We start from the raw sequence: 16973 nt of genomic DNA on the forward strand, positions 1-16973 counted from the left end.
ATTGACCATAATTGAAAACCGTTTGTACATTAGCTTTTGCCTTTGCGTAAAATCTCTTTATGGTTTGCGACGATCATACGTTATTGAGATAGGTAATGAGAGCATCTAAAAGGTTCGTGAGACACGAACCATGGTAAAGGTAATGAGCGTATCTGAGAGGTTCGTGAGACATGAACCCCAGCCTTATATATCGGCGAGTTTAAAAGTTTCTTTCAGCCTGATACCCTTGTCCGTCTGGTGAACGGTACAACATTCATTCACCGGATCATGCTCCAGGAAAAGGATATAATTGTTGTCCGCCGCTTCCTGCAGAAAAGATTTTTTTTCATCCAGGGTGGTCAGCGGGTACATATCGTAGGCCATTACATAAGGCAGGGGAATATGTCCTGTTGAGGGTAACAGATCGGCCATGTACACCAGGGTTTTGCCCTTGTATGTAATTTGCGGCAACATCATGGCACTGGTGTGGCCGTTGGCGAAACGGATACTGATGTTTTCAGAAAAGATCACTTCGCCTAAGCCGGTTGTCAGGTCTGTGGGGGTAGCTACGAATTTTAATTTTTCTGAAGCCTGGATGGGTATAATATTTTCCCGCAGGAAAGAAGCTTTCTCCCTTGCATTGGGTTCTACTGCCCACTGCCAGTGCAGTTCATTACTCCAGTAAACGGCATTTTTAAAAGCGGGCACCAGGTTGTCGCCTTCTTTTTTAATGGCGCCGCCGCAATGATCAAAATGCAGGTGGGTTAAAAAAACATCGGTAATATCATCAGTTGTAAGGCCGGCCTGTTGCAAAGATTTCTCCAGGCTGTCATCGCCGTGCATATAGTAATGGCCGAAGAATTTTGCATCCTGTTTATTCCCCATGCCTGTATCAATTAATATTTTCCGGTCGCCCTCTTCTATCAATAAACAACGTAAGGCCCAGCTGCACATATTATTTTCATCGGGCGGGTTTAATTTGCTCCAGATACTTTTGGGTACTACACCAAACATAGCACCACCATCCAGTTTAAAGTAACCTGCATTAATAACCGTAAGTTTCATGTGTATATTTTTTATTGCCTTTTGGGCACATGGAATTTTGCATAAAAATTTTCATCGCTTTGGGTATGAATTTGCTCGAAAATTTTTATGGTCATTTCATATGACGAATATTTTCCGGCTATGCCGGGTTAAACATTTTATTTTCATTCCTGCACCGGGTTCAATTGCCCCAACAATGATTCTTTTTTCTGTTTGATCCAGGCCAGGTAGAGCCAGAAAAAACCAATAGCAAAGAATACGATCAAAGACAGTACCGAGTATTTCATATTGCCCGTCAGCTCATCTATATAACCAAAACTGAATATACCGATCACGATGGCTATTTTTTCCGTTACATCATAGTAACTGAAGAAAGAGGCCGTATCTTTTGTTTCGGGCATTAGCTTGGCATAGGTGGAGCGGCTCAGGGATTGAATACCCCCCATCACCAGGCCTACGCCAATAGCCAGCGCATAGAAACAATATTCCACCGGCGCCTGCATATGCTGAAAGCTGGCCGAGTAGGCATCAATTTCCTGTTGTTTAGCGGTGAATGCGGCCGATGTTTTATCCAGCACATCCCGCTCTTTTTCCATCTCGTGCACTTTATCGTGGTATGGATTTAAAGGAGCCGCCATATTAGCGGTATAAAAAGCCGCAAGGCAAATAATAACCCAGAAAGCTACTACGCCCATTAATACTTTTAAGTTACCATATACGGCTGAAAGTTTTGACATGCCCCAGGCACCCAGTACCGCTACCAGCTGAATTAATACAACAGTTAATATTAATTTAGTGGAAGGCAGGTTTAACACTTTACTACCAAAGATGGTAGCCGCCAGCATAACCGTTTGCACGCCCATGCTGTAAAAGAAAAAGCCACGCAGGAAACGTTTTAACACGGGCAGTTTAACTACCTGGTGGTATACTTTTTTTATTTCGATGAAACCATCTTTTAATACATTCCCTTTTTTTGCCGGCTTAATGGTTGTTTGTGGTAAACGGGCAAAAGTGATCTGTGCAAAACCCACCCACCAGAAGCCTACCAGTAAGAAAGTGATCCGGCTGGCAAGGCCTGCATCACTTAAAGTAAGCACCAGCCCAAAACCAATGAGCTGCATCAGTACGCTACCCACATAACCAAAGGAAAAACCACGGGCGCTGATCCGGTCCCTGTCTTTCGGTGCGGCTATTTCCGGTAAGTAAGCATTGTAAAATACCAGGCTGCCCACATAACCCATGGCCGCCATCATAAAAGCAATAATGCCCAGCCCCAGTGTATCCGATTTAAAAAAGAATAACATGGAACAACCCAATGCGCCCATGTAACAAAAGAATTGCATGAAGTTTTTCTTACTGCCCCGGGTATCGGCAATAGAGGTAAGTATGGGATATAATAAGGCTATAAATAAGTAGGAAGCTGCCAGGGTATAATCGTACAGGGATGAGTTAACAAAACTCCGGCCCAGGAACTGTACTTTATGTTCGTCCGTATTACCCTTGGTAACGGCTAAAAAGTATAAAGGGAAAAAAGTGGTGGTGATAACCAGGTTGTAAACAGAGTTGGCCCAATCGTACATGGCCCAACCGTTCACAACTTTTTTTGAAGCTGTCTGCATGGTGTATGCTTTAGGTAAAAATAGGGAATTAATGAGAAAATGCCTCTAAGTGGTCATTAGTTCTGCGTAATGAATGATCGGCCGGGAATTGGAATGATGAATTATGAATGTTGAATGATGAATGGATCAGTGTTCAATAATATTGAACGCAAACAATGCCAAAAGTATAATGCCGGCAATGATACGGTACCAGCCAAATACTTTAAAGCCATATTTTTTCAGGAAGCTGATAAAGAATTTGATGGCCAGGATAGCTACTACAAAAGCCACGATATTACCGGTAATAAAAGCCACGATATTTTCCTGCGATGACAGGATGATATCAAATCCTTTTACCGGTGCATCATCCGTTCCCCAGTTTTTAAGGAACAGTGAATACCCCGATGCGGCACACATGGTAGGCACGGCCAGGAAGAAAGAAAATTCGGCCGCTACATTGCGGGTCATTTTTTGCTGCATACCGCCGATGATGGAAGAAGCACTGCGGCTTACTCCGGGTATCATGGCCAGGCATTGCCATAAGCCGGTCATGAATGCATTACCATAAGAGATCTGCTCATCACGGTGTATGCGTGGATGATTGAATGCCCTGTCAACAAATAGTAAAATGATACCGCCCAGGAGTAAAGACACAGCTACAACAACAGGACTTTCCAGTAAAGCATCAATCTGGTCGGAGAAAAAATAACCTAATAGTAATGCGGGCAGTACACCCACTATCAGTTTGGCATAGAACTGCCATTCGTTGAATTTGAAAAATTTACGCCAGTACACCAATACCACGGCCAGTATGGCTCCCAGTTGTATGGCCACCTCGAACAGTTTGGTGAATTCTTCCTTATGAATACCTAAAAAAGAGCTGGCAATGATCATATGGCCGGTAGAAGATACCGGTAAGAATTCTGTTAACCCTTCAATTATAGCTATAATAATAGCATCGATAATGCTCATAATGGGGAATGAAAGGGCGTTCGCTTATTTTTTTGCTGTTTTAAAAATAGCGAACACTTCAATAGCCAGGCCCAGCAAGATAACGAGAGGCGCTACCGTGATACGGGTTTTGCTGTACACTTCCTCCTTGTTAAATACAGCAGGATCGGTACTGGCGCCACCGCTCATTAAAAACATACCAATGGCGATCACCACAATGCCAATCAGCATCCAGATATAGTTATCCTTGGTAAACATGGCCTCTTTAGCATTACCTTCTGACATATTTGTTTGTTTTTAGGGTTGCAATATAATAAAAACGGGGCTAAAAGAGGTGAATCCTTTGCCCCGTCCTGATTTATAATTTGGTAAGGACTAATATAGATCGTCCAGCTTCATTTTCAGGTATTTAGTAACGCTGCGATTGGTACTGAACAGGCTGATGAGAATACCCAGCAGGATCAATATGCCAAATAACATGGCCAGCATACCGTTATCGCGGATGGTTTTGAAATCGGGGATCTGGCTTTCGGCCAGGATCACCAGCAAATAAACGGCCACGGAGGCAATTACCCCGCCAATAGCACCGTTAATGATAGCCCTGATATTCATAGGGCGTGCAATGAAACTACGGGTTGCACCCACCATTTGCATGGTTTTGATAAGAAAACGGTTACTGAACATGGCCAGTTTGATGGTATTATCGATCAGGATGATCACCACTACAGCCAGGATAATGGCAAAAACGATCATCCAGATACTGATCACCCGGATATTATAGTTCATTTTACCCACCAGTATCTCGGGATATTCCACATCGCTTACATAGGTCTGCTCTTTTAAATCGGCTTTAATAGTAGCCAGAGAGTCGGTTTGTAAATAACTGTTTTTAACCTTGAAGAATATAGCGTTAGGCAGGGGGTTATAGTCTAATATTTTATCCCAACTGGTATTACCGTCGGCAATAAATATTTTCTTGCCCTCTTCCTTGTTCACATATTTGATCGTTTTTACATAGGGCTTGGCAGAGATATATTCCATCAACGCCACACTGTCCTTGGGGTTCAGGTCACCACGCAGGTAGGTACGCACTTCCACACTTTCCTTGAAGTAATTACCAAGTTTGTTTGCATTAATTACCAGCCAACCAACCAGGCCCAGTACGAATAATACTAGGGTTACCCCTAATATGGACATAAAGTAAGAAGGTTTGCCACGCTTAATGGAAGCTTTGTTAGGGCTTGACATAAGTGAATAATCTTTTAAAATGAATGGGTTGTCGCAAATTTAGCGGATAAAGCGCTACAATCAGTATTTTTGCTGCCATTTTAACGCCGCATACAGGCGGCTTATTGTAAAATGCTGCGTGTAAACTGTTAAAAGAAGTTTAAGGATGGAGGTTAATTAGCTAATTTGATCATGTGCTGATGTGCTAATGAGAACAATTTGATAATTAGGTAATTTGAAAATTTGGTAATGAAGATTGCTGATAAAGCGGGAAGCCGTTATCTGGTCTCTAGCATTAGTGCACTCTAATTAAAATACGGAGTACTGCATTTTTGGCCAATAGCATTGATGCACTCCGATTAAAATACGGAGTACTGCATTTTTGGCCAATAGCATTGATGCAGTACAAGTGTGCGACGCAACAGGAGCCTGACCAGGGCGGGAACGATGACAACAAAAAAATAAGAATAAAATACGGCCGGTTTCATGGCCGGCAGTTAAACCCTTTAGGAGGGATACCGGGAGGCTTTTATGGAATATAATTTTAGAGAAATTGAGAAGAAATGGCAACAGGACTGGCGTGATACACATGCATACCGCGTGCCGAACAAAAGTGAAAAACCAAAGTATTATGTATTGGACATGTTTCCTTACCCCAGTGGTGCAGGGTTACATGTGGGACACCCGCTGGGTTATATTGCCTCGGATATTTATGCCCGTTATAAAAGACTGAAAGGCTTTAATGTATTACACCCGATGGGTTATGATGCCTTTGGCCTGCCTGCCGAACAGTATGCCATAGACCATGGTGTGCACCCTGCCGTATCAACCCATGCCAATATTATTAATTTCCGATCGCAGCTGGACAATATCGGTTTTTGTTTTGACTGGGACCGTGAAGTACGTACCAGCGATCCGCAGTATTATAAATGGACACAGTGGATCTTTTTACAATTGTTCAACAGCTTTTTTAACCGGCTTACCAATAAAGCTGAACGTATTGACAGCCTGGTAAAAGCTTTTGAAGCTGAAGGTAATGCCAGCCATGTAATGCCCGGCAGCGGCTTTACGCCCGGCAGTTTTACCGCTGAAGACTGGAAAGGTTTTGATACCAAAACACAGCAGGATATTTTAATGCAGTACCGCCTGGCTTTTTGCGGTTATGGCGAAGTGAACTGGTGCGAAGCACTGGGTACGGTACTGGCAAATGATGAAGTAATTAATGGCGTAAGCGAACGCGGCGGTTACCCGGTAGTAAAAAAGAAATTACGCCAGTGGTACCTGCGTATAACGGAGTATGCCGACCGTTTACTGGAAGGCTTACAAACCGTTGATTTCAGCGATGCTATGAAGGAGATGCAGAGCAACTGGATCGGTAAATCGTCCGGTGCAGAGATTGAGTTTGCCGTTAAGGACAGTGCCGAAAAGCTGAAAGTATACACTACCCGTCCCGATACCATTTTTGGCGTGGACTTTATGGTGATAGCGCCCGAGCATGATATTGTGCGTAAGATCGTTACGGTGGAGCAACAATCTGCGGTTGATATATACCTGGATTATGTGAACAGCCGCAGCGAAAGAGAGCGGATGGCCGAGAAGAAGATCAGCGGTGTGTTTACCGGCGCTTATGCCCTGAACCCTTTTGACGGCCGCCAGATACCGGTTTGGATCAGTGAATATGTACTGGCCGGTTATGGTACCGGCGCTATTATGGCCGTGCCCTGCGGTGATGAACGTGATTTTAAATTTGCACAACATTTTCATATACCGGTGACCAATATTATCGGCAGCCATTTTAATGGCGAGGAAGCGAATGCTACCAAGGATGCCGTACTGGAAAATTCCGGGTTCTTAACCGGCATGGTGATGCGTGAGGCCATGGAAGCTGCCATTACGCGTATTGAAGCCGACGGTATTGGTACCCGTAAAAGAAATTACAAGATGCGTGACGCGGCTTTCAGCCGTCAGCGTTACTGGGGTGAGCCCTTCCCTATTACCTGGAATAATGGTGTGGCCCGCGCCTTACCGGAGAGCGAATTACCGTTGGAACTTCCACAGGTAGAGACCTATAAACCCGGACCGGAAGGAGAAGGCCCGCTGGCCAATATTCCTGAATGGGTAAGCCGTGAGCTGGAAACCAATACCATGCCCGGTTACGCCGGATCGTCCTGGTATTTTTTACGTTATATGGACCCGCATAACGAAAATGCTTTTTGCGACCGCAGCATATCGGATTACTGGGGCCAGGTTGATTTATATATTGGCGGTACGGAACATGCGGTAGGCCATTTGTTATACAGCCGTATGTGGACCAAAGCCTTGTATGATTTAGGTTATATAGGCTTTGATGAGCCGTTTAAACGGCTGGTAAACCAGGGCATGATACAGGGCAGCAGCCGTTTTGTATACAGGGTGCGTGCTACCAATAAGTTTGTATCGCAGGGTTTAAAAGATAAGTATGAAACCGATGAAATACATGTGGATGTGAATTTTGTGGACGGTGTGGAACTTGACCTGGATGCTTTCAGAAGCTGGAGAGAAGAATACAACAATGCCGAGTTTATACTGGAGGATGACAAATATATCTGCGGTACACTTACTGAGAAGATGAGTAAACGCCTGTATAATACCGTTAACCCGGATGATCTTGTACATAAATACGGAGCCGATACTTTCCGTATGTACGAGATGTTCCTTGGGCCGGTAGAGATGAGCAAACCCTGGGATACCAAGGGCATTGAGGGTGTTCACCGCTTTTTGAAAAAACTATGGCGTTTGTTTTTTGACGAACTGAAAGGCAAACAATGGAATGAAGAGAAAGCAACAGAAGCGGAATTAAAAGTATTACACAAAGCTATTAAACAGATAGAGGACGTTACAGAACGTTTTAGTTTTAATACCGGTGTGAGTGGCTTTATGATCGCGGTAAATGAATTATCGGAGCTGAAATGTCATAAGCGTGAGATACTGGAACCCATACTTGTTTTATTAGCACCATATGCACCGCATATTGCAGCGGAGTTGTGGAGCCTGTTAGGCAATGCCAGTTCGGTATTAGATGCACCCTACCCGGTGTTTGAACAAAAGTATGTTACGGAAAGTTCAAAAGAGTACCCTATCTCCATTAACGGTAAGTTACGTACCACCATGGTGATTGCTTTAGATGCGGCACAAGCCGATGTAGAGGCCCTGGTACTGGAGAACGAGGTAGTGCAAAAATGGCTTGAAGGAAAAGCACCGAAGAAGATAATATTTGTAAAAGGTAAGATGATCAACGTGGTGATATAAACCATGACTATAAAAAGTAAAGGCGGTTCAAATGAACCGCCTTTTTTATATTTTACCGCAAAGGATCGTTCCTTTATAAATTGCCAATGATCTTTTCCTGAAAAGCTTTCATTTCTGTTTCGCTGAAACTCATTTTAGCCTGTGTAAAGTTCAGGTCGTTGGCATTGTTAATGGGTATAAGGTGCACATGTGCGTGTGGCACTTCAATACCCACTACACTGATGCCGCAACGTTTGCAGTCGAATGATTTCTCAATAGCCCTGGCAATAGGTTGGGCAAACTGCAGTATCTCTGCTAAATAATCTGCCGGCAGATCGAAGAGTTTATCCACTTCAATTTTAGGCACTACCAGTACATGTCCTGCACGCAATGGAAATACATCCAGGAATGCAATGAATTTATCATTCTCCGTTATTTTATAGGACGGGATTTCGCCGGTAATGATTTTAGTAAATACGCTCATACAAAATATTTAATGCGGGTAAAGTTAGGGCAAATTGTTTAGCTGCACCGTATAGCTTTACTGTATGTGCACAACAATTTCACCGTTACCGAACAGGCCATAACGGTGCCGCTACGATATAACGCATATAAAAAAAGGCCGGTATTAACCGGCCTCTGATCGTTTGTTGCGGTTTATTATATCGTAATATCTTCAATCTTGAATTTGATTACTCCTGCCGGTGCATTTACCTCGGCGGTCTCTCCCACTTGTTTACCCAATACACCTTTACCTATCGGAGAGCTAACAGATATTTTACCCAGTTTCAGGTCGGCTTCGTTTTCGCTTACCAGCTGGTAAGTCACCTGTTTTTTGGTTTTCAGGTTGGTCATGGTCACCTTGGTAAGAATAGATACTTTACTGGTATCAATAGACGTTTCGTCAATGATACGTACGTTGGCAAGCGCACCTTCCAGTTGTGCAATTTTAGCTTCCAGCAAACCCTGGGCCTCTTTGGCTGCATCGTACTCCGCATTTTCCTTTAAATCCCCTTTTTCCCTGGCTTCAGCAATAGCACGGCTGGCCGCAGGCCTGTCTACGGTACGGAGCTTATGTAACTCCTCTTTCATTACCTCTAGCGTCTCTTTGGTAACATATTGTATGCCACTCATAAAAAACCTCCTTTAATAAAAAATAAAAAAATAACAACGCCTCGGTGGTTCACCGAAGCGTTGCACTATTGGTTTGTATTTATACAAAGTTACTAAAGTAATCGGGTTTACCAAATAATCTTGGGTTTTAACATAAGCTTGCCAATTAATGACAAACTCATGGCTAAACGCCTGTTATTGAATGGCCCTGATCTTCTTATACAAAATTTCACTCATTTTATAATGTGCTTCATGGGTATAGCCTGCTATATGCGGGGTTACCATTACATGCTGATAACTCAGCAATTGTTGTAATTGTTTATTTTCTGCAGGGGTATAGGTTTTTAAATTCTCGTTTTCCAGCACATCCAGTGCAGCACCGGCTATCTGTTCATACTCCAGGGCTTGTAACAGGGCTGCTGTATCAATTACCTTACCGCGGGAAGTATTAATGATATATGGCTTTTGCTCCAACGCGTTAAAGAATTTTGCATTGGCCATATGATTTGTTTCAGCCGTTAATGGTAAATGAAAACTGATGACCTGTGCATACCTTGCTATCTGTTCAAGATTAGCTTCTTTAATATAACCGCCACCAAAGCCTGCACGGTATTTATCGTAAGCAAGAATAGTAACATCAAAAGGCTGCAGGAGTTTTGCCAAAGCTTCTCCCGTATTTCCATAGCCTATAATACCAACGGTTTTACCGGTAAGTTCAATACCTCGGTTCTCGTCCCGCAACCAGATACCCTGTTTTACTTCAGCAGTGGCCCTTGCCAGGTTGTTGATGAGTTGTAGTAACATACCCAGTGCCTGTTCGGCCACGGCGGTACGGTTACCTTCGGGGCTGTTGACACAAACAATATTTTTGGTAGCCGCATAGGCTACATCAATATTTTCCATGCCGCTGCCCAACCTGCCGATCCATTTCAGGTTAGTGGCAGCATCCAGTAAATGTTTATCTACTAAAATACGGGTAGTGAGCACGAGGCCCGTTAGTGTAACTATTTGCGCATACAGTTCATCGTATGTGATCTGCGGCAGGTATGCCACATCGTATCCTTCATTTGTTAAAGCCGTGGACAAGTATTCGTGTGCATTGCCCGTAATAATCACCTTTTGTTTCAAGTTAGTTGGTTTTCATGTTAAAGGTAAGGCGGGCAAAATCATCTATACTTAACTGTTCGGCCCGTTTATTAAAAATATCATCCTGCAAAGCGGTATCGCTAAATAAGGAACGCGTAGCATTGCGCAATGTTTTACGACGCTGGTTAAACGCTGCTTTTACCAGTGTGAAAAAATGTTTTTCGCTCAGCATGGCCGGGACATCATCACGCAATGTAAGACTGATAACACCACTCTTAACTTTAGGCGGCGGGTTAAAACTGTTCTCACTTACATCGAACAGATAATCCACTTTATAAAAAGCCTGTATCAATACACTGATCACACCATAAACTTTTGAACCTTCTTTCGCCGCTACCCTTTGTGCCACTTCCTTCTGGAACATGCCCACCAGCCAGGGTACCTGCTGCCGCCAGTCCAAAACTTTAAAGAGTATCTGTGTGCTGATATTGTAGGGAAAGTTACCGATCACGGCAAAGCTGCCGGTAAACGGTGCCTCAATATCCAGGAAGCTCTGGTTGATGATCCTGTCTTTCAGCTCAGGATAAGTTGCCTGCAGGTAAGTTACTTTTTCTTCGTCCAGTTCTACCGCCTTAAAATCGATGCCCGGCAACTGAATTAAGTATTTGGTAATAGCGCCACCACCCGGACCTACTTCCAATAGCTGCGTGAACTTTTTTTGCTGCAAAGCATCAATGATCTTACGGCAGATATTTTCGTCCTTTAAAAAGTGCTGGCCCAAAGACTTTTTGAGTGTGTACATGGGGCAAAGATAGTACGAAAAAGGTCGCCCAACAGAGCGACCTTTTTTGCAATTTAAACAGGTACGGTTAAAATAGTGAAGGTAACAATGCAGCTACCGGGCATGAGCCCATTATTGTTTCACAAACTTTTCAGTAGCTACAATTTTATTATCCTTATTTACCAGGCGTAATACGTATATATTGGCCGGTAGTTCTTTTATATTGAAGGAGATAGTACCATTATTGGCCGCCACATCGGTTTTTACATAGACCATTTTACCGCTGATATCGGTTACCTGCAGCAGGAGCTTTTCCGGCACCGGTGTAATAACCCTGATATTGAGCATATCGTGAACGGGGTTAGGGAATGTGCTGATCCTAAAGCCGGTAGGCGCTTTGTTCACCGATACGTTTTTACTGTAACTGAATTTACCGTCAATATCGTATTGTTTGATGCGGTAAATATTGATGCCGGTTACCGGTGAGGGATCGATGAAAACAAAAGGATTATTTTTTACTGTACCGATTGGCGTGTAGGTTAAGCCGTCAACCGATTTCTCCACTTCAAAGTAGCTGTGCTTGTTATCTACGATCGCTTCCCATTTCACTTCTACCGTCTGGTTGGCTAATAAAGTGGCAGCCACACTTAAAAACTCCACCGGTAATGTTCTTAAAGGTACCGTAGATTTCAGTATTACAAAATTGTCGATATAAAAGCCATCATCTTCCTTAAAGGTGAAGGTATCGCTAGGCGTGTTATCGGAGGTAAATACCAGGCGGACCCTTAACTGTGATTGTCCCAGGTAATCCGTAAGATCGAACATTTCTTTTGTCCAGTCTTCCCGGATACCCGTAAGGGCAGGCTGCCCGTCTATAGTACTGCCATCAACGGTTCCGGGCTCCTGTATAGTGTATTTACCGGCAATAGGCACCCAGGTAACGCTATCGGTAGATACCTGGACCTGCAATTTATCATGAAAATTTTCGGCCTTGTGTTTCACCCAAAAACTGATATGTGCAGCCGTGGCATTGGAAAGATCCAAACGGCCTTTGTACACCAGTATACGTGTGGTATTGGCCCTGTAGTTACCGGCAGGAGATTCGGTTAACGACCTGGAGCCGGCAAATTTATCGTTGGTGGTATAGGCCCAGTTTTCATCGGCCACATTCACATTTGAACCGTTACGATAGGTAGAGGCACTAATCCAGTTGTTGGAGAAAGTACCTTCCATATCATCTTCAAAAAGTACCATGGAAGCCGGGGTAGTATGATAATATTTTACAATGGTATCGAGTATGGTAACACCCTGGCTTTCCACTTTCCAGGCAAATTTTATTTGCTGACCGCTGCTTAAAGAAGCCGGTAAAGTGTACGTAACACTTCCATTAAACATATCGCCGTAATTGGCTAAAGTACCGGCTGCAATAGTAACAGGTGTACCCACCGAAGCAATATTCTGAATAGGCACCAGTGATACGGTAATATCGCCATTACCTATACCATAGCGGGCAGCATCAAAAGCAAAACTGCCTGTTTTGGTACTTACTACCATATTGGATTTATCCTGTAAACGGGCAAAGGTACCCGACATAATGAGCAACTGCAGGTTCTGGAACACCATGCCTTTACAAAGATTGACAATTTGTTCTTTCGGTGGCCAGAAGCTGGCAATAGTACCGGAGGCACCACCACCGGCACCGCCTTCACCGGTCATGCCGAATATTTTTGTTTTACCATTGGTGCCAATATTACCCTTCAGCATCCAGTCTTTCACCCCGCCGGCTACTTCGTATTTCAACGCTTCGTAACTATCACCGGCACGCATGCCATTATAAATACCCATTGCCGAAGAAACGTGGGTATAAAATTTCTTATCGTAGGGGTCCATTACATTGGTAGTAATGCTTGGGCGACCAAAGGGCAGCGAATAGTAAGGGCCATATGCATGCTGATCGATCATGGCCACAAAACGACGCTGGTAGGTGAAGTCACGTATGGCCTGCGTTTCTTTTTCCGAGAAAGCCGAAGTACCATAATAAGTGCCGGAAGTACTATTGCTGCTACCACAGGAACTGGCATTACCCTGGATTGGTGCAGAACAGTTACCCCAATTCACCCCCCAGTTACGGTTCAGGTCTACCCCGTTGCCATTCCTGTTCTTACGCCAGTCCCCGCCACCATTATTATTTAATGTATAGTTATATTCCCATCCATCCGGGTTCATGCAGGGTATGATATAGATCTGCCGGTTATCGACCAGGTTTTTTACACGGGCATCCGTTGCATAGTTTTCGCAGAGGTACTGCATAAAAAATATCATACTCGCTCCTCCGATAGCTTCACGGGCATGCTGTAAGCCTATATACAAAACCTCGGGCTCACCGGTCTCATCCACCGTTACGTTATCAGATATTTTTACAGCCCATATGTCCCGGCCGCCGCTAGTCTGTTTGGCAGTTGTAGGTGTAAGGTTTATTTTACTGGCCAACGTAGGATAAGCGGCTACCAGCGCATCCACCGCTGCTATCATTTCGGCATAACGGTAATACCCGCCAAAGCCGGTTTTAACCTGGAAGGCAGCAGGAGTAGGAATGATGGCATCGATGGTTGATTTAGGCTGTTCGAAAGCCAGGCGCCCGGAAGCTCTTTTTAGTTCATAGTCATTATTTTTTTTCACAAGATCCTCGGCCACATCATCCACCAGCACTTCATATTTTAAACCGGATTGCCTGAGCACCTGCATTTCCCGCTGACCGATCTGTGAAATGATAGCGCCGTCCGCAGATGTAGTAAAGTGATCGATCTCGAGCATGGCAATTGCCTGCCCGCGGATGATTTCATTTTCGGAAACAAATACTTTAACGGTACTTGTTTTGGCTCTTTGAGCCATAAGGTCACCAGATAAAATTGTACTGAGTAATACACATAATAAAGCCAGCCTGAGCGTGTTCATAATTTTGGTTTTTCGATTATACAGGGCAATTGATTTGTACAGCACTTACCGGAGTGCCGTACAAGTTGTTAAAGGATATTGGTTACCCGCATTGTTACGGGTGTTTATTTAAATATGTTGTTATCGTTTAATAATGATCTTATGTGTTTCGGTATTCACCCCATCCGTTACCTGCACAAAGTAGGTGCCGTTATTCCAGGTTGCAGGCACCGCCACTTCCAGCTGGTTTTTACCGGCATTGATCTTTTTAACCTCCTTCAGCAAGGTAACACCGGCGGTAGAAAGTATACGTACGTCAATGGATCCACGTTGGGTATTATTATCACAGGTTATTTTTATCCTGTCAACCACGGGGTTTGGCGCTACGGTAAGCCATTTACCTGTTTGCGGGAATTCCACGGTTCTTATATCGCTGGTTTTGTTGCGGCCGTTTGACTGGCCGATAACGATACGGTACCGGTTGGTACCACCTGCAGGACTATGATCGATAAATTCGTAAGCCGTTTGGTTATTTGTTTTTTTGCCGGGTACATAGGCTATACTTTCCCATTTAGTACCTTCAGCGCTTCTTTCAATGGTATACCCGAAAAACTGCAGGTCGTTTTCTCCGATGGCCGTCCAGTCCAGTTTCACCGCATTACCCGATTGTTTTTTTGCATTAAAAGATAGTAAGTAGGTAGGTAAAGGAGCATTGTCCACTACTACCCGGTAATCTTCCACTTCACCGTTACTGTAATAACCGGTAGGGTTGTTTACTGTTATGCCGTTACTGGCCGATGTTAACCTTAAACGCAGGTAGGTATAGGTTCCCGGAACCAGGCCTGGATGGATGGTGATACCTAACCAGTATATCCATTGCGCCTGTAAGGTGGGTGAAGAAGGGAAGGTAAGTGTACGTCCCTCAGACGGATCAAATACACCATTATTATTAAAATCGACCCAGGCTACCAGGGTGGCATCGCTGCCGGTATTATTCATTACGTTCACCTCAAAAGCATAGTTGGGATTACCCGGTGACAGAATGGGTACACCATAAGGCAGGCCGTCATCATAATCATCGTCATAGGTGGTAAGTCCTCTTTTCAGCCATTCCACATTTACATCGGGCCCCAGCTTCAAAGCTCCCCTGCTGGTGCCGGTATCATGCACGGCAGGCGCCCATACCGGGTCGGCTCCTTCATAGGACAGCGGCGCATCACCAAAGTCCATGTAAGGACGAAAGGCTTCGGCAGCATCGCCTAAACTAGGTATAGCCGGGATGAAGGGCGAGGCGGCAGTCATATTATACTTTGTACCAATAGTACCATTCATATTATACTCTGCTATATAGGGAACAATAGAAGCGCTTGACTGAGCAAATGTTTGATATACTTTACCGTCCCAGCCTACTGATACCTGGCCAGGTATCCAACCTGATGCGCCGGCACTGGAAATAGGTCCGTAAGTATTGAGGATCTGGCCCGTCATAAGATCGTGGTGAAGGATATAACTACCGCTGGAAGATCCGTTAAAGTCATACAGCATACCATCCACTATGCCAAAGTCGGCCCAGTCATGTATATTGGAAGAACTGGTGCCATTATCAGCCAGAGCGCCGTATACCTGTGAAGCGTTGCCTACCACATTGCCGGAGGCATCAAAATTGATTTTCCATACACAGGATTTCCTGCCGGCCGCATAACTGCCACCACCCGAAGTGCCGGTATATCCTTCTATACCCAGGTAAAGGGAACCATTGTAAAAAGCAGCACCCCCTGATATCACGCCTTCTTCGTAAGTAGCAATACCAATAGTCCTGACATCACTGACCACCACACTGATCAACCCTGTTTTTACATCGTATTTACGCAATGCACGTTCGTTCCTGTCCGCAGTGGCATTAGCCATTAAGCTATAGGTATAATATACGATACGGTTATAGGGATCGTAAGCTGTTGAATTGATATTGGTATGCCCGGCATCGGTAAATAAGGGCCTGGAATTGCCATTGGCGGTGTTGGTTTGGTATACCGTATTTCCAAGCACCGTTAATACATATTGCGGCTGGCCGGTAAAGGGTCGGGACACACCATAATAGTTATTGGGGAAGCTGCCGGTAACACAGGCCCAGATATCGGATAAGTATACTTCCCGGTCAGGAGCATCGGTACCCATTGCCAATACCGTTATGGTAATGGATTTTACCGGACCATCCACACGGATCACGACAGTTCCCCGGTTGTTGGCATTATCTGTTTTACTGCTATTTGCAGTTATATCCCTTGAAGTTGATGAACCGCTAACAGTAAGACGTGAACCGGTATAATCCAGGTCGATATTTTGTGCCACGCCAAGCCCGTTAACCGCTGTTACCCGGTATGAGGCATTGTTATCAATATCATAGAGGGCAAAACGGGCATCCTGTACCAGGTTTTCAAAAGTGATGGTGAAGCTGCTATTATTTGCTGTAGGAATAAAGCGTACATCGGCACCTGCATAGGTTACACTATTAGCCGTAATATCACCTGTATGTGCTGTCTGTTCTCCATCGAGGGTAAAAGAAGAGGAAAAGTTGAAATTAACTGTATTAGTACCCAGTGCAAAATTTTGATTATAAGCCGAAACCGCACCGCTGTAATAGTCTGTATAACGGTTACCGGTGGAAGGTAAAAAGTCGAGGTTGTCCCAGTTGGTCTGGGCGCGGGTATAACCCGTACCGCATTGGGCGTTTACATAGGTGGTAATAACCATAGAAAAGCATGCAACAAGCATTAGCTTTACTACAGCAGTCAGGTGGCGTTTCATAAAAAAGATGGTTTAACATAACCGTGATGGAGGCTTCCCGATCATGTAATGATATTAGATTTTGATTTTATTTGTAAGATTATGCCAATAATGGATTCCCTGCAAGCATATATATTATCATTTTTTTGATTTTAAGTAAAAACTCGTAACATGCAATAGTAAGTTTACTTATCGCCACGCCTGCATAC

Annotated in this window: 12 protein-coding genes; 1 reads left to right on the forward strand and 11 read right to left on the reverse strand. The window is 44.2% G+C overall.

Annotated features, from left to right (window positions below):
- Positions 1-183 precede the first annotated feature (183 nt).
- The 5 genes from ACFS6H_RS00380 to ACFS6H_RS00400 form a co-directional block, all read right to left on the reverse strand.
- Positions 184-1044, reverse strand: coding sequence for an MBL fold metallo-hydrolase (locus ACFS6H_RS00380; protein ID WP_386093723.1), 861 nt, complete (start codon positions 1042-1044; stop codon positions 184-186).
- 143 nt (positions 1045-1187) lie between these two features.
- A complete protein-coding gene (locus tag ACFS6H_RS00385; protein ID WP_386093725.1) occupies positions 1188-2642 on the reverse strand; it encodes an MFS transporter in 1455 nt (484 codons plus the stop codon).
- A 126-nt stretch (positions 2643-2768) separates the two neighbouring features.
- On the reverse strand, positions 2769-3593 hold the full coding sequence (locus ACFS6H_RS00390) for an undecaprenyl-diphosphate phosphatase (RefSeq protein WP_386093729.1): 825 nt from the start codon (positions 3591-3593) through the stop codon (positions 2769-2771).
- 24 nt (positions 3594-3617) lie between these two features.
- Entirely contained in the window at positions 3618-3857 is a 240-nt protein-coding gene (locus ACFS6H_RS00395) for a DUF3098 domain-containing protein (RefSeq protein ID WP_386093732.1), read from the reverse strand.
- A gap of 90 nt (positions 3858-3947) precedes the next feature.
- Complete coding sequence (locus ACFS6H_RS00400; RefSeq protein WP_386093734.1) at positions 3948-4820, reverse strand: cell division protein FtsX; 873 nt, start codon at positions 4818-4820, stop codon at positions 3948-3950.
- 510 nt (positions 4821-5330) lie between these two features.
- On the opposite strand from ACFS6H_RS00400, the gene leuS reads away from it, so the two are divergent.
- The gene (gene leuS / locus ACFS6H_RS00405) at positions 5331-8087 is read left to right on the forward strand and encodes a leucine--tRNA ligase (RefSeq protein WP_386093737.1); all 2757 of its coding nucleotides are present in this window, start codon (positions 5331-5333) and stop codon (positions 8085-8087) included.
- A gap of 73 nt (positions 8088-8160) precedes the next feature.
- Here leuS and ACFS6H_RS00410 read toward each other — a convergent pair whose 3' ends face one another.
- From ACFS6H_RS00410 to ACFS6H_RS00435, 6 genes are all read right to left on the reverse strand, one after another.
- The gene (locus tag ACFS6H_RS00410) at positions 8161-8550 is read right to left on the reverse strand and encodes an HIT family protein (protein ID WP_386093740.1); all 390 of its coding nucleotides are present in this window, start codon (positions 8548-8550) and stop codon (positions 8161-8163) included.
- A 176-nt stretch (positions 8551-8726) separates the two neighbouring features.
- Positions 8727-9200, reverse strand: a complete 474-nt coding sequence (greA, locus tag ACFS6H_RS00415; RefSeq protein WP_386093743.1) for a transcription elongation factor GreA — start codon at positions 9198-9200, stop codon at positions 8727-8729.
- A gap of 174 nt (positions 9201-9374) precedes the next feature.
- On the reverse strand, positions 9375-10307 hold the full coding sequence (locus tag ACFS6H_RS00420) for an NAD(P)-dependent oxidoreductase (RefSeq protein WP_386093746.1): 933 nt from the start codon (positions 10305-10307) through the stop codon (positions 9375-9377).
- 1 nt (position 10308) lies between these two features.
- A complete protein-coding gene (gene rsmA / locus ACFS6H_RS00425) occupies positions 10309-11067 on the reverse strand; it encodes a 16S rRNA (adenine(1518)-N(6)/adenine(1519)-N(6))-dimethyltransferase RsmA (RefSeq protein ID WP_386093749.1) in 759 nt (252 codons plus the stop codon).
- 111 nt (positions 11068-11178) lie between these two features.
- The gene (locus ACFS6H_RS00430; RefSeq protein WP_386093752.1) at positions 11179-14001 is read right to left on the reverse strand and encodes a M14 family zinc carboxypeptidase; all 2823 of its coding nucleotides are present in this window, start codon (positions 13999-14001) and stop codon (positions 11179-11181) included.
- A 120-nt stretch (positions 14002-14121) separates the two neighbouring features.
- Complete coding sequence (locus tag ACFS6H_RS00435) at positions 14122-16785, reverse strand: GEVED domain-containing protein (protein ID WP_386093755.1); 2664 nt, start codon at positions 16783-16785, stop codon at positions 14122-14124.
- Between the last annotated feature and the right edge of the window lie 188 nt (positions 16786-16973).

This window comes from Terrimonas rubra (assembly GCF_042686025.1).
GTDB classification, from domain to species: domain Bacteria; phylum Bacteroidota; class Bacteroidia; order Chitinophagales; family Chitinophagaceae; genus Terrimonas; species Terrimonas rubra.